Source organism: Streptomyces sp. NPDC102406 (assembly GCF_044765725.1).
Taxonomy (GTDB): Bacteria; Actinomycetota; Actinomycetes; order Streptomycetales; family Streptomycetaceae; genus Streptomyces.
In genome coordinates this window covers 1,572,884-1,592,954 of the sequence record NZ_JBIWKP010000001.1, presented here as the reverse complement: position 1 = coordinate 1,592,954, position 20,071 = coordinate 1,572,884, and the positions used below count along the sequence as shown (strand labels likewise).

Here is a 20,071-nt window from a genome sequence, read left to right as displayed (position 1 = left end):
GGACGCACCGCGACGCCCACCCGGTCGTCCGGTCGGGGACAGTGGGGCAGGCGTCGCGCTCAGTTCCGTACGCCGTTGTACGGGACGTTCAGGGGCGGATCGTCACACCGTGAGGGCGCGGTCCGTCGGGCGGATCGGCGCCGGGAGCTCGGAGGCGCCGGTCAGGAAGCGGTCCACGCCGCGGGCGGCCGAGCGGCCCTCGGCGATGGCCCAGACGATGAGCGACTGGCCGCGGCCCGCGTCACCGGCGACGAAGACGCCGGGGACGTTGGTCTGGAAGTCGGCGTCGCGCTCGATGTTGCCGCGGGCGTCGAGGTCCAGGCCGAACTGGGAGACGAGGCCGTTCTCCTGGTCGGTGCCGGTGAAGCCCATGGCCAGGGTGACGAGCTGCGCGGGGATCTTGCGCTCGGTGCCGGGCTTCGGGGTGAGCTTGCCGTCGATGAACTCGACCTCGGTGAGGTGCAGCGCCTGGACGTTGCCCTCCTCGTCGCCCTCGAAGTGGGTCGTGGAGACGGAGTAGACCCGCTCGCCGCCCTCCTCGTGCGCCGAGGTGACCTTGTAGAGCATCGGGAAGGTCGGCCACGGCTGGCCGACCGGGTCCCGGTCGTCGTTGGGCCGCGGCATGATCTCGAGCTGCGTCACGGACGCGGCGCCCTGGCGGTGGGCGGTGCCCACGCAGTCGGCGCCGGTGTCGCCGCCGCCGATGACGACGACGTGCTTGCCCTCGGCGGTGATGGGGGGCTGCACGAAGTCGCCCTCCTGCACCTTGTTGGAGAGCGGCAGGTACTCCATCGCGAAGTGGACGCCGTTCAGCTCGCGGCCCGGGACCGGCAGGTCGCGGGAGACCGTGGCACCGGCGGCGATGACGACGGCGTCGTAGCGCTTGCGGAGCTTGGCGGCGTCGATGTCGCGGCCGATCTCCACACCGGTACGGAACTTGGTGCCCTCCGCGCGCATCTGCTCGATGCGGCGGTTGATGTGCCGCTTCTCCATCTTGAACTCGGGGATGCCGTAGCGGAGCAGGCCGCCGATGCGGTCGGCGCGCTCGTAGACGGCGACCGTGTGCCCGGCCCGCGTGAGCTGCTGGGCGGCGGCGAGACCGGCCGGTCCCGAACCGATGACGGCGACGGTCTTGCCCGACAGGCGCTCGGGGATCTGCGGGGCGACATCGCCGCGGTCCCACGCCTGGTCGATGATCGAGACCTCGACGTTCTTGATGGTGACCGGCGGCTGGTTGATGCCGAGGACACACGCCGACTCGCACGGAGCCGGGCACAGCCGGCCGGTGAACTCCGGGAAGTTGTTCGTCGCGTGCAGGCGCTCCTGCGCGGCCGACCAGTCCTCGCGGTACGCGTAGTCGTTCCACTCGGGGATCAGGTTCCCCAGCGGACAGCCGTTGTGGCAGAACGGGATGCCGCAGTCCATGCAGCGCGACGCCTGCTTGCTGATGATCGGCAGCAGGGAGCCGGGAACGTAGACCTCGTTCCAGTCCTTGACGCGCTCGCCGACAGGACGGGTCTTGGCGACCTCGCGCCCGTGGTTGAGAAAGCCCTTGGGATCAGCCATTGGTCGCCGCCTCCATCATCTTCTCGGTGATCTCGGTCTCGGTGAGACCGGCTCGCTCGGCGGCGTCCTTGGCGGCGAGCACTGCCTTGTACGTGCTGGGGATGATCTTGCTGAAGCGCTCCACGGACACGGTCCACTCGGCGAGCAGCTTCTCGGCGACCGTCGAACCGGTCTCCTCGGCGTGGCGGCGCACCACGTCGTGCAGCCACTGCTTGTCGGTGTCGTCCAGGGGTTCGACGGCGCCCTGGCTGGTGACGTTGACGTTGTCGGGGTCGAGGTCGATGACGTACGCGACACCGCCCGACATGCCCGCCGCGAAGTTGCGGCCCGTCTCGCCGAGCACGACCGCGTGGCCGCCGGTCATGTACTCGCAGCCGTGGTCGCCCACGCCCTCGGAGACGACCGTGGCACCGGAGTTGCGGACGCAGAACCGCTCGCCGGTGCGACCGCGCAGGAACAGCTCGCCGCCGGTCGCGCCGTACGCGATCGTGTTGCCGGCGATCGTCGAGTACTCGGCGAGGTGGTCGGCGCCGCGGTCCGGGCGGACGATGATCCGGCCGCCGGACAGGCCCTTGCCGACGTAGTCGTTGGCGTCGCCCTCCAGGCGCAGGGTGACACCGCGCGGCACGAAGGCGCCGAACGACTGGCCCGCGGAGCCGGTGAAGGTGATGTCGATGGTGTCGTCGGGCAGTCCCGCCCCGCCGAACTTCTTCGTCACCTCGTGGCCGAGCATGGTGCCGACCGTGCGGTTGATGTTGCGGATGGCGACCTGGGCGCGGACCGGCCGGGCGTCCGCCTGGTCGTCGGCGTCGAGGGCGTCGGCGGCGAGCTTGATCAGCTCGTTGTCGAGCGCCTTCTCCAGGCCGTGGTCCTGGGTCATGATCTGGTGGCGCACGGCGCCGTCGGGCAGTTCCGGGACGTAGAACAGGGGCTCCAGGTCGAGGCCCTGCGCCTTCCAGTGCGTCACGGCCCGCTCGGTGTCGAGGAGTTCGGCGTGGCCGACGGCCTCCTCGATGGAGCGGAAGCCCAGCTCGGCGAGGAGTTCGCGGACTTCCTGAGCGATGAACTCGAAGAAGTTGACGATGTACTCGGCCTTGCCGGAGAACCGCTCGCGCAGCGTCGGGTTCTGCGTGGCGATACCGACCGGGCAGGTGTCCAGGTGGCAGACGCGCATCATGACGCAGCCGGAGACGACGAGCGGCGCGGTCGCGAAACCGAACTCCTCGGCGCCGAGCAGCGCGGCGATGAGCACGTCGCGGCCGGTCTTGAGCTGGCCGTCGGTCTGCACGACGATGCGGTCGCGCAGGCCGTTGAGCAGCAGCGTCTGCTGGGTCTCGGCGAGGCCGAGCTCCCAGGGGCCGCCCGCGTGCTTGAGCGAGGTCAGCGGCGAGGCACCGGTGCCGCCGTCGTGGCCGGAGATGAGGACGACGTCCGCGTGGGCCTTGGAGACACCGGCCGCGACCGTGCCGACGCCGACCTCGGAGACCAGCTTCACGTGGATGCGGGCCTGCGGGTTGGCGTTCTTGAGGTCGTGGATCAGTTGAGCCAGGTCCTCGATGGAGTAGATGTCGTGGTGCGGCGGCGGTGAGATCAGACCGACGCCGGGGGTGCTGTGCCGGGTCTTGGCGACCCAGGGGTACACCTTGTGGCCGGGGAGCTGGCCGCCCTCGCCGGGCTTGGCGCCCTGCGCCATCTTGATCTGGATGTCGTCGGCGTTGACCAGGTACTCGGAGGTCACACCGAAGCGGCCGGAGGCGACCTGCTTGATCGACGAGCGGCGCGCCGGGTCGTAGAGACGGTCCGCGTCCTCGCCGCCCTCACCGGTGTTGGACTTGCCGCCGAGCTGGTTCATGGCGATGGCGAGGGTCTCGTGGGCCTCGCGCGAGATGGAGCCGTAGGACATGGCGCCGGTCGAGAACCGCTTGACGATCTCGGAGACCGGCTCGACCTCGTCGATGGAGATGGGCTCGCGGCCCTCGGACTTGAAGCCGAACAGGCCGCGCAGCGTCATCAGACGCTCCGACTGCTCGTTCACCCGGTCCGTGTACTTCTTGAAGATGTCGTAGCGGCGCGAGCGCGTCGCGTGCTGGAGGCGGAAGACCGTCTCCGGGTCGAACAGGTGCGGCTCGCCCTCGCGGCGCCACTGGTACTCGCCGCCGATGTCGAGGGCGCGGTGCGCGGGCGCGATGCCGCTCGCCGGGTACGCCTTCGCGTGGCGGGCGGCGACCTCCTCGGCGATGACGTTCAGGTCCGCGCCACCGATCTTGGTGGCGGTGCCGTTGAAGTACTTCTCGACGAAGGCCTCGTCGAGGCCGACGGCCTCGAAGACCTGGGCGCCTCGGTAGGAGGCGACGGTCGAGATGCCCATCTTGGACATGACCTTCAGGACGCCCTTGCCGAGCGCGTAGATGAGGTTGCGGATGGCCTGCTCGGCCCCGCCGTCCTCGTCGCCCGTCAGGAAGGTGCCGGCGCGGACCAGGTCCTCGACCGACTCCATCGCCAGGTACGGGTTGACGGCCGCGGCGCCGAAGCCGATGAGCAGCGCGACGTGGTGGACCTCGCGGACGTCACCGGCCTCGACGAGCAGACCCACCTGGGTGCGCTGCTTCGTACGGATGAGGTGGTGGTGGACGGCCGAGGTGAGCAGCAGCGAGGGGATCGGCGCGTGCTCGGCGTCCGAGTGGCGGTCGGAGAGCACGATCAGGCGAGCGCCGGCCTCGATGGCGGCGTCGGCCTCGGCGCAGATCTCGTCGATGCGGGCGGCGAGGGCGTCGCCGCCGCCGGAGACCCGGTAGAGGCCGGAGAGGGTCGCGGCCTTCATGCCGGGCATGTCGCCGTCGGCGTTGATGTGGATGAGCTTGGCCAGCTCGTCGTTGTCGATCACCGGGAAGGGCAGGGTGACCGAGCGGCAGGAGGCGGCCGTGGGCTCCAGGAGGTTGCCCGCGGGACCCAGCGAGGAGCGCAGCGAGGTGACGAGCTCCTCGCGGATCGCGTCCAGCGGCGGGTTGGTGACCTGCGCGAAGAGCTGGGTGAAGTAGTCGAAGAGCAGGCGCGGGCGGGCCGAGAGCGCGGCGATGGGGGTGTCCGTGCCCATCGAGCCGATCGGCTCGGCGGCGCTCTTGGCCATCGGCGCGATGAGGATGCGCAGCTCTTCCTCGGTGTAGCCGAAGGTCTGCTGGCGGCGCGTGACGGAGGCGTGCGTGTGCACGATGTGCTCGCGCTCGGGCAGGTCGGAGAGCTCGATCTCACCGGCTTCGAGCCAGTCCGCGTACGGGTGCTCGGCGGCGAGTCCGGCCTTGATCTCGTCGTCCTCGATGATGCGGTGCTCGGCGGTGTCGACGAGGAACATGCGGCCGGGCTGGAGGCGGCCCTTGCGGACGACCTTCGCCGGGTCGATGTCGAGGACGCCGACCTCGGAGCCGAGGACGACGAGGCCCTCGTCGGTGACCCAGTAGCGGCCCGGACGCAGGCCGTTGCGGTCGAGAACGGCGCCGACCTGGGTGCCGTCGGTGAAGGTGACGCAGGCCGGGCCGTCCCAGGGCTCCATCAGCGTGGAGTGGTACTGGTAGAAGGCGCGCCGGTCCGGGTCCATGGAGGCGTGGTTCTCCCATGCCTCCGGAATCATCATCAGGATGCTGTGCGGAAGCGAACGCCCGCCGAGGTGCAGGAGCTCAAGGACCTCGTCGAACGACGCGGAGTCCGAGGCGTCCGGCGTACAGACCGGGTAGATCTTCTCCAGCTTCTCGACACCGTCCGGCGTGGAGCCGAACAGCTCGGAGGCGAGCTGGGACTCGCGGGCGCGCATCCAGTTGCGGTTGCCCTTGACGGTGTTGATCTCGCCGTTGTGCGCGACGAAGCGGTAGGGGTGCGCGAGCGGCCACGACGGGAAGGTGTTCGTGGAGAAGCGCGAGTGGACGAGCGCGATGGCCGAGGCGAAGCGGCGGTCGGACAGGTCCGGGAAGAAGGGTTCGAGCTGGCCGGTGGTCAGCATGCCCTTGTAGACGATGGTGCGGGCGGAGAGCGACGGGAAGTACACGTCGGCCTCGCGCTCGGCGCGCTTGCGCAGCAGGAAGGCCTTGCGGTCGAGCGCGATGTCCTTGTTGACGCCGTCCGCGACGAAGAGCTGCCGGAACTCGGGCATCGTCGCGCGGGCGGTGGCGCCGAGCATCTGCGGGGCGACCGGGACCTCGCGCCAGCCGAGGACGGTCAGGCCCTCTTCGGCGGCGATCGTCTCGACCTGCGCGATGTACTCCTGCGTGCCCTGGCGGGGCAGGAAGGCGATACCGACGGCGTACGAACCTGCGGCGGGAAGGTCGAAGTCGACCGTCTCGCGCAGGAAGGCGTCCGGAACCTGGGACAGGATGCCCGCGCCGTCGCCCGAGTCGGGCTCGGAGCCGGTGGCACCGCGGTGCTCCAGGTTGCGCAGAACCGTGAGCCCCTGCTCGACCAGCGTGTGGCTCGCCTCGCCGGTGAGGGTGGCCACGAAGCCGACGCCGCAGGCGTCGTGCTCGTTGCGCGGGTCGTACAGGCCCTGGGCGGCAGGGCGAGCATCCATGTGCGACCGGTTCATGAGGTTCCAGCCGTTGTCGGAATGCTGGGACGGCTGGCGCGGCGTACGCATCGGCTCTCCCGTCGTCGTCGTGGCATTTGGCGTGCCGAGGGACGACGTTGGCCCTCTGCGAAGTTCATGCTGCTGCAAAATTTCGTGCAGGTTACATGATGGAACGAATCTCGGGAACCGGATACTTCGTTCCAACATGCGGACACCGCGGTGGCGGCGGGAGAGGAGCCCGGCGGGCAGATCGGTGCCCCGGGGGCCGGTACGCCGTGCGCTCGCGGGCCTCATTGCCCACAGCGCTTACGGCTCATGCCCCGTGGTCTCGCAATCGAAACCGTCCAGTAACGACTACTTATGCAAGGCCCTGTATAGCCATCTTCCGGCCGTGACCGGCGAACCGTCAACCTATTGCCGTACCGAAAAGGCTGCCCAGGAGATACGTCACACCGGCCGCGGCACCGCCCAGGGCCAACTGTCGCAGTCCGCTGAACCACCAGGACCGCGCCGTCACCTTCGCCACGACGGCGCCGCACGCGAACAGGCCGATGAGCGCCAACACCACGGCCGGCCACAGCGCGCTCGCCCCCAGCAGGTAGGGCAGGACCGGAAGGAGCGCGCCCAGCGCGAAGGAGCCGAACGAGGAGACCGCGGCCACCATCGGCGAGGGCAGATCGCCGGGATCGATGCCCAGCTCCTCGCGGGCGTGGATCTCCAGGGCCTGCTCGGGGTCCTTCGAGAGCTGCCGCGCGACCTCGGCCGCGAGGCGCGGCTCGACGCCACGGGACTCGTACAGCTCGGCGAGCTCCCGCTCCTCGTCGGCCGGGTGCTTGCGCAGCTCACGGCGCTCGACGTCCAGCTCGGCCTCGACCAGCTCGCGCTGGGAGGCGACGGAGGTGTACTCGCCGGCCGCCATGGAGAAGGCGCCCGCGGCGAGCCCGGAGAGACCGGTGATGATCACCGTGTGCTGCGAGACGGCGCCGCCCGCGACACCGGCCATCAGCGCGAAGTTGGAGACGAGGCCGTCCATCGCGCCGAACACGGCCGGACGCAGCCAGCCGCCGTTGACGTCGCGGTGCGTGTGGTTGTCCCGGTGCGCGTCGTGCAGCGCCGCCTCGGTCTCGATGATGGCCATGCTCGTGAACCCACTCCCCTAGTGCTTGCCTCTCCTCGAAAGTACGCGCGAGAAAAGACCTCCGCCAGCAAGGAAGGCCGTACTTACCTGCGCTTTTGCGCCCTGCGCAACGTCCCCGGCAGGCTCTGACCTCGGCCTTCCCGGCGCCGCCCGTGAGATGGATCACCTGATCGCTGACGGTGGCCACCTGGCCGTACCCGTCACCGGTACCCGGGATGCGCGGTTACGCCGGGCGGAAGGACCACTCCGGCCTACCAGAAGTCCTACGACGGCGCGTTCGACATCGACGAACTGCGCAAGCGCCGGGCGGGCGACGGCATCCTCGACCGCTACCAGCGCTGCACCCCGGCACGGCCCCAGGAAAGAGCACGAACACACCATGAGCGTCAGCGTCGACCCGGCCCCTCCCGCGGACGGCAACGCGATCTCCTCGCGGGACCGGGCGCGCGGCGCGCTCCTCGGGCTCGCCGTCGGCGACGCGCTCGGCGCGCCCGCCGAGAACATGAAGCCGTCCCAGATCCGCGAGCGCTGGGGCCGCATCGAGGGCTTCGTCGCCGCCACCCCGGCCGGCACGGACGACACCGAGTACGCGATCTTCTCCGGCCTGCTCCTCGCCGAGCACGGCGCCGACCTCACGATCGCCGATGTAGAGGCGGCCTGGCACACCTGGATCGCGGACCAGGACGAGGGCCCGTTCAAGGGCGCGGGCTTCAGCGAACGCGGCACCCTGGAGAACCTGCGCAGGGGCCTCGCGGCCCCCATCTCGGCGCAGCACCGGCACGCCTGGAGCGACGGTCTCGCGATGCGGGCCGCGCCCTTCGGCGTCTACGCGGCGGGCCGCCCCGCCGAGGCGGCGCGGCTGGTCGCGATCGACGGCACGGTGTCGCACGACGGCGAGGGCATCCACGGCGGCCGGGCGGTGGCGGCCGGGGTGGCCGCGGCGATGGTCAGCCACAACCCGGACGCGGTCGTGCAGGCGGCCCTCTCCGTGGTCCCGGACGACTCCTGGACGGCCCGCTCCCTGCACCGCGCGGTCCAGGCGGCGCGCCGGGCCCGCCGCGACCCGGACGGTACGCAACTGTCCAGGGAACGGGCGGTGCGCAAGGCCGTCGTCATCGGCGGCTACCCCTGGACGGACCTGGCGCCCGAGGCGGTGGGTCTGGCGTTCGGGGCGTTCGCGGTGTCCCGCGGCGACTTCCGCGAATCCGTCCTCACGGCGGTGAACATGGGCCGCGACGCGGACACCACGGCGGCGGTGGCGGGCGCGCTCGCCGGGGCCCTGCGCGGCGAGTCCTCGATCCCGGCGCCCTGGTCCGCGGCGATCGGCCCGGTCCGGGGAAGCTGTTTGCCCTCCATGGCGGGCCGCCACGTGCTGGACGTGGCGACACGGCTGTCCCCGCCCCCACCGGGCGAGGGGGCGGTGGCGTGACCCATATGGCGCCCCGCGCTGGGGGCGACGGCGACGGAAGGAACCACCGGGGTGCACCCGCACGACGACGCGAGGGGACGTGCCGGGGTGCCCCCGCAGGACACCGCAGGAACCGAGCGCCGGATGACCCGCCTATGGCGTCCAGAGGGCCAGGCACCCGATCCGGCCGAGGAGGTACCCCGGCACGGCCCCGCCCCACGAAGGGACGGTCGGCGCAAGGCACGGGACTCCCCACCGGCCCGGCACCCGCACGACGACGCGAGGGGACGTGCCGGGGTGCCCCCGCAGGACACCGCAGGAACCGAGCGCCGGATGACCCGCCTACGGCGTTCAGAGAGCCAGGCACCCGATCCGGCCGAGGAGGTACCCCGGCACGGCCCCGCCCATGACACAAGAGAAGGCGCACAACCCGCACCACGGAGAGGCCACCCCATGACGCCCACCCCCGCGGACACACCGTCCCGGATCGAGGGCCTACTGCTGGGCATCGCCGCGGGAGACGCGGCCGGCTGGCCCTCGGGACGACACCGCGCGGCCCGCCTCCCCGACTGGACCCGCCGCCTCACCCGCGAGCTCGACACGTTCGCGGAGCAGAACGCCACGACGACGCTCCCCGTCCCGATCGCCCTGAACCAGCCCCCCGAACCACTCCGCCTCGGCCCCTCCGACGACGCCGAGTGGGCCGCGTTCACCGCCACGGCGGTCCTCGACGCGTACGCGGACGGCCTGGGCGACCTGCCCCCCGACCACCGCGTCCGCTCGGCGCTCTCCCTGGCCTGGAACACCCTGGCCGACGAGATCGCCGCGGCAGCGGCCCGCGCCGACGAGATCGAGTCGGCGAAGATCCCGCTCCGCGCCCGTATCTCGGTGCGCGCGGGCCTCGGCAACCTCGCCGCGGGGCTCCGCCCGCCCGCGACGGGCCACGACAACCCGCACTACTTCGACGACGCGGCGTGCGTACGCGCCGCGGTCCTGGCCACCGTCCACCCCGGGCACCCCGAACGCGCCGCGGATCTCGCCGAGTTCGACGCCCGCTACACCCAGGACGGCGACGGCGTGCACGGCGCCCGGGCGATGGCGGCGGCCGTGGCGGCGGCCCTGGGCGGCGGGGCGGTCGACGCCTGCGTGGACGCGGCGCTGGCCCAGCTCCCCGAGGGCACGGAGATCCACCGCAACGCGCACCGCGCGGTGGAACTGGGCCGGACCACGGTGGCGGCTCGACCGGGCCTGCCCGGCAACGCGTTCGCCCTCGTCCCGGTCCTGGAGCACGAGATCGTGGACCACGTCTACAGCTACGGGATCGCGGCGGCGGAGACGGTCCCCGTCGCGCTGGCCGTGGCGACGGCGGCGGCGGGCGCGGTCTCCGAGGCGGTGCCGTCGGCCGCCTGCCTGTCGCGGGTGGCGGACTCGGCGCCCGCCCTGGCCGGCGCGCTGACGGGCGCGCTCGGCGGCGCGGAGGCGCTGCCGACGACGTGGCGCGACGCCTGCCGGACGCTGGCGGGCTGCGCGCTGCCCCATCTGGCGGGCACGGACCTCACCGAGCTGGCGGCCCGCCTGGCGGCCACACACACCCGACTCACCCCCGCACCCGGCCCCGACTCCCCCACCGCGGAAGGAACTCCGGTATGAGCACCGCACCCGCACCCACCCCCGTATCCCTGGAGGACCGCACCACCGGCGCCCTGGTCGGCGCCGCCGTGGGCGACGCGCTCGGCGGCCCGGTCGAGGGCTGGACCCCGGAGGCGATCGCGGAGCGGCACGGCGGCCGGGTCCGCGGCATCGTGGAGCCGTTCCACAAGGACGACTGGCGGACGGCCCGCCCGATCGCCCCGTACCACAAGGGCGACGGCCACGTCACGGACGACACCTTGATGACGCACGCGCTGGTGCGCGTCTACGAGAAGGTCCGCGACCACCTCGACGCGTACGCCGTGGCCGACCACCTGGTCCCTGACCTGATCACCACGCCCCGCTGGATCCCGGAGCTGGAGGCGGAGGCGCTGCCCCTCCAGCGCATCTTCCTCGCCGAGAAGTGGATCGTGGCCCGTATCCACTACGGCCACGTGGACCCGCGCGAGGCGGGCGTCGGCAACATCGTCAACTGCGGCGCGGCGATGTACATGGCGCCGGTCGGCGTGGTGAACGCGGGCAACCCACTCGGGGCGTACCAGGAGGCGCTGGACGTGGCGGGGGCGCACCAGAGTTCGTACGGGCGGGAGGCGGCGGGGGTGTTCGCGGCGGCGGTGGCGGCGGCGTACAAGCCGGACGCGACGCCGCACGCCGTGGTCGAGGACGCGTTGGCACCGGCCAAGGACGGTACGCGGGCGGCGATCGAGGCGGTCTGCGAAGTGGCGTCCCGCTACGACGACTTCGAGGAGGCGCTGGCCCCCCTGCGCGCGGCGGTCGCCCCCTTCGACACGGTCGGCCCCGACTACCGCAAGCCCTCGCTCGGCGCGCGCCGCCCGTCCCGGCTGCACGCGATCGAGGAGTTGCCGGTGGCGCTCGGCATGCTGCTGGTCGGGGGCGGCGACTTCCGGCAGACCGTGCTCGGCTCGGTCAACTACGGCCGGGACTGCGATTCGATCGCCACGATGAGCGGCGCGATCGTCGGCGCGCTGTACGGGGAGGGTGCGGTGCCCGGGGAATGGAGTGCCGAGATCGCGCGGGCCAGCAGACTGGATCTGCACGCCCCGGCCGCCGCGCTGGCCCGCGTCACCCGTGAGGTGCACGCGCGGGACGTGCAGCGGCGCCGGGCCCACGAGGCGGCGTTCGCGGCGATCGCGGGACGGTGAGGGCCGCGATGCTCCGTCTGACCTGGGTCCAGCCCGAGGACCTGATCGGCCATGAGCTGCGGCAGGCGGCGCAGGACGGCCGCGACGCGGTGGCGATCGAGCGGCGCTGGGTGGCGGCGGGCGGCCACCCGGCACCGGAGCGGGCGGGCGCGTCGCCCGGCCCGGCCGACCCGGGCTTGCGTCGGCTCGCGACGCTGCTCCTCGACGACCTGGCGTCCTTGCCGTCGCCGCTGGCGGAGGACGAACCGACCGATCTGGTGGCGATCAGGGCGGCCTGCCCCCACGCCGCCGCTCCCAGCTCCCCCTCTCCCCCACCCCCCTCTCCCCCACCCCCTTCTCCCACGCCCTCGGCCCTCTACGACGCGCTCCACGCCTCCTGGCTCGGCCGGGCCGCCGGGTGCCTGCTCGGCAAACCGGTCGAGAAGCTGCCGCTCGCCGGTATCAGGGCCATCGCCCGGTCGACCGGCAACTGGCCGCTGCACACCTGGTTCACGGCGATCGGCCTGGACCCGGAGATCGCCGCCGCCCACCCCTGGAACCGGCGCAGCGCGCCGACCTCGCTCGCCGAGAACATCGACGGCATGCCCGAGGACGACGACCTCGACCACCCGCTCCTCGGCCTGCTGCTGCTCCAGCGCCACGGCCACGGCTTCACCACCGGGGACGTGGCGAGGCTCTGGCTCGACGAACTGCCGGCGGGCCGCACGTTCACGGCCGAGCGCGTCGCGTACCGCAATCTCCTCGACGGCGTCGAGCCGCCCGCCACCGCCGCCCACCACAACCCGTTCCGCGAGTGGATCGGCGCGCAGATCCGCGCCGACGTCTTCGGCTGGACCCGTCCGGGGGACCCGGTGCGCGCCGCCGAGGAGGCGCACCGGGACGCCGTGCTCACACATACCGCCAACGGCGTGTACGGGGAGATGTTCACGGCCGCCGTCATCGCGTCCGCCGCCTCGGGCACGGCGGACGTGCACGAGGCCCTGGGGGCCGGTCTCACCGTCGTGCCGCCCCGGTCGCGGTACGCGAAAGCGGTCCGTCTCGGCATCGAACTGGCCGGCACCCACCGGGACTTCGACACGGTGGTGGACGAGCTGCACCGTGTCTACGCCGACCACCACTGGGTGCACGTCCTGCCCAACGCGGCTCTGGTCGCCGCCGCCCTCACCCATGCCGACGGCGACTTCTCCGGCGCCGTCTGCCGTGCGGTGTCCGGCGGGTGGGACACGGACTCCAACGGGGCGACGGCGGGTTCGATCGCGGGCCTGCTCGCGAGGGAACCCGCGGCGCTCGGCGAGAGATGGACGGCGCCGCTGGGCAACCGGCTCGCCACCACGATCGCCGGTTTCGACGGCATCGGCTTCGACACACTGGCCAGGATCACGACGGAGGTCCGCGCATGACCCACCCCCATCCCGCCCAGGGCCCCCTGACCGGGCTCCGCGTACTCGACCTGGCCACCCTCTTCGCGGGGCCGCTCTGCGCCACGATGCTCGGCGACTTCGGCGCCGAGGTCATCAAGGTCGAGCATCCCCGCAGGCCGGACCCGTCCCGTGGGCACGGCCCGGCGAAGGACGGTATCGGCCTGTGGTGGAAGCACCTGGGCCGCAACAAGAAGAACCTCACCCTCGACCTCTCCTCGCCCGGCGGCCGGGACGTCCTCCTCAGGCTGGCCGCCGAGTCCGACGTCGTCATCGAGAACTTCCGCCCCGGCACCCTGGAGAAGTGGCGCCTCGGCTGGGACGAGCTGATCGCCGCCAACCCGCGCCTGGTCCTGGCCCGCGTCACCGGTTTCGGCCAGTTCGGCCCGTACGCGCGCCGTCCCGGCTTCGGCACCCTGGCGGAGGCGATGAGCGGCTTCGCCGCGATCACCGGTGAGCCGGACGGCCCGCCGACGCTCCCCCCGTTCGGTCTCGCCGACTCCGTCGCCGCGCTCGCCACCTCGTACGCGGTGATGGCGGCGCTGCGCGGGCGGGACGCGACGGGCCGCGGACAGGTCGTCGACATGGCGATCATCGAGCCGATGCTGGCGGTCCTCGGCCCGCAGGCCACCTGGTACGACCAGCTCGGCTACGTCCAGCCGCGCACCGGCAACCGCTCCACGAACAACGCGCCGCGCAACACGTACCGCACGAGCGACGGCACGTGGGTCGCGGTGTCGACGTCCGCGCAGTCGATCGCGGAGCGGGTGATGCGGCTGGTGGGCAGGCCCGAGTTCATCGACGAGGAGTGGTTCGCGTCGGGGGTGGGCAGGGCCGGGCACGCGGACGAACTCGACGCGGCGGTCGGCGAGTGGATCGCGGACCGCACCCGCGACGAGGTGGTGGCGGCGTTCGAGAGGGCCGAGGCGGCCATCGCCCCGGTCCACGACATCCGCGACGTGCTCCGGGACCCGCAGTACCGGGCCCTCGGCTCGATCACCGAACTCCCCGACCCGGAGCTCGGCACGGTCGCGATGCAGAACGTCCTCTTCCGCCTCTCCGAGACCCCGGGCGCCGTCCGGTGGGCGGGCCGCCCGCACGGCGCGGACACCGACGAACTCCTCGGCGCCCTCGGCCTGTCGCGGGCGGACATCGCGGCGCTGCGGGAGGCTGGTGCGGTATGAGCGCCTGCGACCGTACGTATCTGACCTGGCTGTACGTTCCCGGGGACCGGCCCGGCGTCGTGGCGAAGGCCCTCGCCTCCGGCGCCGACGTGGTCCTGGTCGACCTGGAGGACGCGGTCGCTCCCGACCGCAAGGCCTACGCCCTCGACGCGACGGCCGAGCTGCTGGCCGACCGGCACGAGGTGCCGGTGCACGTCCGCGTCAACGCGCTGGACGGGCCCCTCGTCGGCCGGGAGGTCCGCCGCCTCGCCCCGCTGCCCGGCCTCGGCGCGCTGCGGCTGCCGAAGGTGCACGCCACCGCCGACCTGGACCGCGCCCTGGACCGGGCGGCGAAGGTGCCGCCGCTGTATGCCCTCCTGGAGTCGGCGCTCGGCATCGAGCACGCCTACGAGATCGCGTCCCACCCCGCGGTGCACGGCATCGCGCTCGGGGAGGCGGATCTCCGCGCCGACCTCGGTGTCACGGACGGGCGGGGTCTCGCCTGGGTGCGGGGCCGCGCCGTGGTGGCGGCCCGCGCGGCACGGTTGCCGCCGCCCCCGCAGTCGGTCTTCCCCGACGTCCGGGACGCGGAGGGGCTCGCCCGGTCCTGCGCCGAGGGGCGCGCGCTCGGTTTCTTCGGCCGGACGGCGATCCATCCGCGCCAGCTCCCGGTGATCGAGGAGGCGTTCCGGCCGACGGAGGCGGAGGTGGCGAGGGCCCATGACATCGTCAGGGCGGCGGCCACGGATGCGGGTGCGCTGGCGCTGCCGGACGGGCGTTTCGTGGACGCGGCGGTGGTGGCGGGGGCGCGGCGGGTGCTGGCCCTCGCGGACCGCCCGGCCCGGGCCTCCGCCTGAGCACGAGGGCGCCGAACCTCGCGGTTCGGCGCCCTCGTCGACGTACGGTCCTCGGCTCTCAGCTCTTCTTGGCCCCGGCTTCGTCCTTGGCGGTGTCCTCGGCGGTGTCGTCGGCGGTGTCGTCGGCGGTGTTCTTCGCCGTGTCCTTCGCCTCGGTGGGCTCCTCGGGCTCGTCCGGGGTCGCGGGGTCGCCGGGGGTGTGCGCGGCGGGCTCGACGATCTCCTCGCGTCCCGGCCGCTTCTTCGCCGACAGGACCAGGTAGATCACGGCGAGCACGAAGACGACCAGCGCCGTCCAGTTGTTCAGGCGCAGGCCGAGGATGTGGTGCGCGTCGTCCACGCGCATGTACTCGATCCAGAACCGGCCCACGCAGTACGACGCGACGTACAGCGCGAACGCCCGCCCGTGACCCAGCCTGAACTTCCGGTCGGCCCAGATGACGAGCAGGGCGACGCCGACGCACCACAGCGACTCGTACAGGAACGTCGGGTGGTAGGTGCCGGGGACTCGCCCGTCGGTGTCCGACGTGATCTTCAGGGCCCACGGCAGGTCGGTCGCCCGGCCGTACAGCTCCTGGTTGAACCAGTTGCCCCAGCGGCCGACGGCCTGTGCGAGGGCGATCCCGGGGGCGAGGGCGTCGGCCCAAGCGGGCAGCGGGATGCCCCGGCGGCGGCAGCCGATCCAGGCGCCGACCGCGCCGAGCGCGATGGCGCCCCAGATGCCGAGGCCGCCCTCCCAGATCTTGAAGGCGTCCACCCAGTCGCGGCCCTCGCTGAAGTACAGCTCGTAGTCCGTGATCACGTGGTAGAGACGCCCGCCGACCAGGCCGAACGGCACCGCCCAGACCGCGATGTCGGCGACCGTGCCGGCCTGTCCGCCGCGGGCGATCCAGCGCCTGTTGCCGAGCCAGACGGCCACGAAGACACCGATGATGATGCAGAACGCGTAGCCGCGCAGCGGGATGGGCCCGAGGTGGACCACGCCCTGCGACGGACTGGGGATGTAGGCAAGTTCCATGGCAGGGTCGACGCTACCGTGCCGGGCCGCGGACTCGTCCGGCAGCCCGGCTACGGCTGGATAACAAGGCTTACTCGGCGGCGTCCCGCACCGTCTGCTTCAGCTTGGCCGGGGTCATCGTCGGGTCGTTGATGATGTTCTTCCCGTCCAGCAGCACCGTCGGGGTGCCCTTGTGGCCCGCGTCCTGGAACGCCTTGTACGACTTGGCGATCCAGCCGTTGTGCGTGCCGTCGTTCACACAGCTCTTGAAGGAGTCCGTGACCAGGCCGTCGACCTTCCCCGCCAGGTCGATCAGCTTGCCGTTGTCCGCGAAGGCGTCGTCGGTCTCCTTCGGCTGGTTCTCGTAGAGCACGTCGTGGTACTCGGGGAACTTGCCCGCGTCCTGCGCGCACGCCGCCGCGTTCCCCGCGCGGAGGGAGCCGCTGCCGCCCATGTTCGAGTCGATGAGCGTGACCGTGTGGTACTCGACCTTCAACTGGCCCGCGTCGGTCAGCTCATGGATCGTCGAGCGGTAGCCGTCCTCGAAGGACTTGCAGGCGGGGCAGCGGAAGTCCTCCCACACCGTGAGCGTCGACCCGGCGCTGTCCTTGCCGACCGGGACCGCCAGACCGTCCTTGCCCGCGGCGCCCTTCGGCGCGGCCGTGGAGCCGGACGTGTCCCCGGAGCTGTCGTCGCCGGAATTGGCGGCGACCACCCCGATCACGGCGGCCAGGCCGAGCACGCAGACGACGGCCGCGGCCACGATCAACGTCCGGCGCCGCTTCTCGGCGGCTCTCTGCTTCTCGCGCTCCTCGGCCAGCCGGTCCCGGGCCGCGCGCTTTCCCTCTCGGTTCTTCTCGCTCACATCTGCGCCAACGAACCGGGGAGGCACGAGCGTGCCTCCCCGACCCACTTCCACCCGTACGGGTGACTTGGCTATGCGTTGCCCCGTACGCCCGCCGCGAGTTCACCGGCGAGCGCCCGGACGGCGGCGAGGCCCGCGGCCTCGTCGTCGGCGTCCAGCATCCGCTTGACGAAGGCGGAGCCGACGATGACGCCGTCGGCGAAGGTGGCGACCTCCTTGGCCTGCTTGGCGTCGGAGACGCCGAGGCCGACGCAGACCGGCAGCTCCGTGGTGGCCTTGGTGCGGCGCACCAGGTCCTGGGCCTGGTTGCCGACGGACTCGCGGGTGCCGGTGACGCCCATCAGCGAAGCGGCGTAGACGAAGCCGGAACCGGCCGCCGTGATGGTGGCCAGGCGCTCGTCCTTGCTGCTGGGCGCGACGACGAAGACGGTGGCCAGGCCGTGCTTCTCGGCGTGCTCCCGCCAGGTCGCCGACTCCTGCACGGGCAGGTCGGGCAGGATGCAGCCGGCGCCGCCCGCCTCGGCGAGTTCGGTGGTGAACCTCTCGATGCCGTAGCGGTCGATGGGGTTCCAGTACGTCATGACGAGGACCGGCTTGCCGGTGGCCTCGTGGGCCTCGCGGACCGTGCGCATGACGTCCTTGATCTTCACGCCGCCGCGCAGTGCGATGTCGTCGGCGGTCTGGATGACCGGTCCGTCGAGCACCGGGTCGGAGTGGGGCAGGCCCACCTCGACCACGTCGGCGCCGCCGTCGAAGGCGGCCTTGACGGCCTCGATGCCGCCGTCGACCGTCGGGAACCCGGCGGGCAGGTAGGCGATGAGGGCGGCGCGGCCCTCGTCCTTCGCCGCCGCCAGGGTGTCGGACAGCAGTTGGATGTTCCCGCTCACTTGGCGTCCCCCTCGATCTCGGCGGTGGCGGCGGCGTCGGCCGCGACCTCGGCGTCGGCGCCCTCGTCGTACAGCCCGAAGTAGCGGGCGGCGGTGTCCATGTCCTTGTCGCCGCGTCCGGACAGGTTGACGACGATCAGGCCGTCCGGGCCCAGCTCCTTGCCGACCTCCAGCGCCCCGGCGAGGGCGTGCGCGGACTCGATGGCCGGGATGATGCCCTCGGTGCGCGACAGCAGGCGCAGCGCCTGCATCGCCGCGTCGTCGGTGACGGCGCGGTACTCGCCCCGGCCACTGTCCTTGAGATAGGCGTGCTCGGGGCCGATGCCCGGGTAGTCCAGGCCGGCCGAGATCGAGTACGGCTCGGTGATCTGGCCCTCCTCGTCCTGGAGGACGTAGGAGCGGGAGCCGTGCAGGATGCCGGGCTCGCCCGCGCTGAGGGTCGCCGCGTGCTCGCCGGTCTCGATGCCGTGGCCCGCGGGCTCGCAGCCGACGAGGCGGACGTCGGCGTCCGGGATGAAGGCGTGGAAGAGGCCGATGGCGTTGGAGCCGCCGCCCACGCAGGCGATCGCGGCGTCGGGCAGACGGCCGGCGCGCTCCAGGATCTGGCGGCGTGCCTCGACACCGATGACGCGGTGGAAGTCGCGGACCATGGCCGGGAAGGGGTGCGGGCCCGCGACGGTGCCGAAGAGGTAGTGCGTGCGGTCGACGTTGGCGACCCAGTCGCGGAACGCCTCGTTGATGGCGTCCTTGAGCGTGCGGCTGCCGGACTTCACGGCGATGACCTCGGCGCCCAGCATCCGCATGCGGGCCACGTTCAGGGCCTGGCGCTGGGTGTCGATCTCGCCCATGTAGATGGTGCAGTCGAGGCCGAACAGCGCGCAGGCCGTGGCCGTGGCGACGCCGTGCTGGCCCGCGCCCGTCTCCGCGATGACGCGGGTCTTGCCCATGCGCTTGGTGAGCAGGGCCTGGCCGAGCACGTTGTTGATCTTGTGGGAGCCGGTGTGGTTCAGGTCCTCGCGCTTGAGGAAGATCCTGGCGCCACCCGCGTGCTCGGCGAACCGGGGCACCTCGGTGAGGCTGCTCGGGCGGCCGGTGTAGTGCACGAGGAGGTCGTCGAGTTCGCGGGCGAACTCGGGGTCGCTCTTGGCCTTGTCGTACTCGACGGCGACCTCATCGACGGCGGCGACGAGCGCCTCCGGGATGAACTTGCCGCCGAAGGCGCCGAAGTAGCCCTCGGCGCTGGGAAGGTGACCCTCGGGGTCGGGGATGAAGAACTCGCTGGGCATGCCGGATTCCTCGCTGGGGCATGCGGCCCCTGGTCTCGGTGTGATGGCTGGTCGCGGTATGCCGAGCACCGTAGAGGGCGCGACTGTCGTGCGGCTGACTCGTCCAGACGGTCGGCCGTGTCGGCGCTCCTCGTGCGGGTGGTGCTCAGCTCACCGGCGCCATCGCATTCCGTTCACCTGACCGGGTTCGTCGCCGATGACGTAACGCACGCGGCGACCGTGCACGCGGCGCGCGGGCGCCCGGCAGCCGCGCGGGCGGCAACCGGGGGCGAGACGCGCGGCGATCGGCATGGCTCGGGTCAGCCCCGTCCGTGCCGCAGGGCCGGATGGGCACCGGCGGCGACCAGGTCGGAGACGGCGGAGCGCGGGTCGCGGCCGGTCACCAGGGACTCGCCCACGAGCACGGCGTCCGCGCCCGCGTTGGCGTACGCGATCAGGTCGTGCGGGCCGCGCACGCCGGACTCGGCGACCTTGACGATGTGGTCCGGGATGTCCGGGGCGACGCGCTCGAAGGTGCCCCGGTCGACCGAGAGGTCCTTGAGGTTGCGGGTGTTGATGCCGATGATCTTCGCCCCGGCGTCGACGGCCCGCTCCACCTCGTCCTCGTCGTGCGCCTCGACGAGCGGGGTGAGCCCGATGGACTCGGCGCGCTCGATGAGGGACTCAAGGGCGGGCTGGTCGAGCGCGGCCACGATCAGCAGGGCGAGGTCGGCGCCGTACGCGCGGGCCTCCCACAACTGGTAGGAGGTGACGATGAAGTCCTTGCGCAGGACCGGGATGTCGACCTTGGCGCGGACCGCTTCGAGGTCGGCGAGGGAGCCGCCGAAGCGGCGCTGTTCGGTCAGGACGGAGATGACGGCCGCGCCGCCCGCCTCGTAGTCGGCGGCGAGGGCGGCCGGGTCGGCGATCGCGGCGAGGGCGCCCTTGGAGGGGCTGGACCGCTTGACCTCGCAGATGACCTTGACGCCGTCGCCGCGCAGGGCGGCGACCCCGTCCTTGGCGGCGGGAGCCTTCGCCGCGCGCTCCTTGAGCTCGTCGAGGCTGACGCGCGCCTGCCGTTCCGCGAGGTCGGCACGGACACCGTCGATGATCTCGTCGAGCACACTCACGCGAGCGGACTT

Annotated in this window: 14 protein-coding genes and 1 pseudogene; 6 read left to right on the top strand and 9 right to left on the bottom strand. The window is 72.4% G+C overall.

Annotated elements, in window-relative coordinates; translation table 11 throughout:
* Window positions 1–102: 102 nt before the first annotated feature.
* The 3 genes from ACIRF8_RS07300 to ACIRF8_RS07290 form a co-directional block, all read right to left on the bottom strand.
* Window positions 103–1,566 carry a glutamate synthase subunit beta gene (locus ACIRF8_RS07300; RefSeq protein WP_404211730.1) on the bottom strand — a complete coding sequence of 488 codons (1,464 nt, stop codon included), beginning with the start codon at window positions 1,564–1,566 and terminating at the stop codon, window positions 103–105.
* The gene (gltB, locus tag ACIRF8_RS07295; RefSeq protein ID WP_404211728.1) at window positions 1,559–6,187 is read right to left on the bottom strand and encodes a glutamate synthase large subunit; all 4,629 of its coding nucleotides are present in this window, start codon (window positions 6,185–6,187) and stop codon (window positions 1,559–1,561) included. The genes ACIRF8_RS07300 and gltB overlap by 8 nt, the downstream gene beginning before the upstream one ends.
* A gap of 337 nt (window positions 6,188–6,524) precedes the next feature.
* Window positions 6,525–7,256, bottom strand: a complete 732-nt coding sequence (locus ACIRF8_RS07290) for a VIT1/CCC1 transporter family protein (protein ID WP_404211726.1) — start codon at window positions 7,254–7,256, stop codon at window positions 6,525–6,527.
* Between the two features lie 379 nt (window positions 7,257–7,635).
* Between ACIRF8_RS07290 and ACIRF8_RS07285 the strand changes: the two genes are divergently transcribed.
* From ACIRF8_RS07285 to ACIRF8_RS07260, 6 genes are all read left to right on the top strand, one after another.
* Window positions 7,636–8,685, top strand: coding sequence for an ADP-ribosylglycohydrolase family protein (locus ACIRF8_RS07285; RefSeq protein WP_404211724.1), 1,050 nt, complete (start codon window positions 7,636–7,638; stop codon window positions 8,683–8,685).
* A 432-nt stretch (window positions 8,686–9,117) separates the two neighbouring features.
* Complete coding sequence (locus tag ACIRF8_RS07280) at window positions 9,118–10,314, top strand: ADP-ribosylglycohydrolase family protein (RefSeq protein WP_404211722.1); 1,197 nt, start codon at window positions 9,118–9,120, stop codon at window positions 10,312–10,314.
* Entirely contained in the window at window positions 10,311–11,477 is a 1,167-nt protein-coding gene (locus ACIRF8_RS07275) for an ADP-ribosylglycohydrolase family protein (protein WP_404211720.1), read from the top strand. Before ACIRF8_RS07280 ends, ACIRF8_RS07275 begins: the two co-directional genes overlap by 4 nt.
* 8 nt (window positions 11,478–11,485) lie before the next feature.
* On the top strand, window positions 11,486–12,877 hold the full coding sequence (locus tag ACIRF8_RS07270; RefSeq protein WP_404211718.1) for an ADP-ribosylglycohydrolase family protein: 1,392 nt from the start codon (window positions 11,486–11,488) through the stop codon (window positions 12,875–12,877).
* A complete protein-coding gene (locus ACIRF8_RS07265) occupies window positions 12,874–14,079 on the top strand; it encodes a CaiB/BaiF CoA transferase family protein (protein ID WP_404211716.1) in 1,206 nt (401 codons plus the stop codon). Before ACIRF8_RS07270 ends, ACIRF8_RS07265 begins: the two co-directional genes overlap by 4 nt.
* Window positions 14,076–14,915, top strand: a complete 840-nt coding sequence (locus ACIRF8_RS07260; protein ID WP_404211714.1) for an HpcH/HpaI aldolase/citrate lyase family protein — start codon at window positions 14,076–14,078, stop codon at window positions 14,913–14,915. The genes ACIRF8_RS07265 and ACIRF8_RS07260 overlap by 4 nt, the downstream gene beginning before the upstream one ends.
* Before the next feature lie 58 nt (window positions 14,916–14,973).
* Here the strand turns inward: ACIRF8_RS07260 and lgt are convergent, their stop codons facing one another.
* From lgt to trpC, 6 genes and pseudogenes are all read right to left on the bottom strand, one after another.
* On the bottom strand, window positions 14,974–15,933 hold the full coding sequence (gene lgt / locus ACIRF8_RS07255) for a prolipoprotein diacylglyceryl transferase (protein ID WP_404211712.1): 960 nt from the start codon (window positions 15,931–15,933) through the stop codon (window positions 14,974–14,976).
* 70 nt (window positions 15,934–16,003) lie between these two features.
* Complete coding sequence (locus ACIRF8_RS07250) at window positions 16,004–16,777, bottom strand: thioredoxin domain-containing protein (protein WP_404211710.1); 774 nt, start codon at window positions 16,775–16,777, stop codon at window positions 16,004–16,006.
* A 71-nt stretch (window positions 16,778–16,848) separates the two neighbouring features.
* On the bottom strand, window positions 16,849–17,664 hold the full coding sequence (gene trpA / locus ACIRF8_RS07245; RefSeq protein ID WP_404211708.1) for a tryptophan synthase subunit alpha: 816 nt from the start codon (window positions 17,662–17,664) through the stop codon (window positions 16,849–16,851).
* The gene (gene trpB, locus ACIRF8_RS07240) at window positions 17,661–18,950 is read right to left on the bottom strand and encodes a tryptophan synthase subunit beta (RefSeq protein WP_404211706.1); all 1,290 of its coding nucleotides are present in this window, start codon (window positions 18,948–18,950) and stop codon (window positions 17,661–17,663) included. Before trpB ends, trpA begins: the two co-directional genes overlap by 4 nt.
* Window positions 18,951–19,100: 150 nt before the next feature.
* Window positions 19,101–19,322 (bottom strand): annotated as a pseudogene (gene trpM / locus ACIRF8_RS07235) (tryptophan biosynthesis modulator TrpM); the annotation flags it as partial.
* On the bottom strand, window positions 19,250–20,059 hold the full coding sequence (trpC, locus tag ACIRF8_RS07230) for an indole-3-glycerol phosphate synthase TrpC (protein ID WP_404211704.1): 810 nt from the start codon (window positions 20,057–20,059) through the stop codon (window positions 19,250–19,252). The pseudogene trpM and the gene trpC, both read right to left, overlap by 73 nt.
* Window positions 20,060–20,071 lie beyond the last annotated feature (12 nt).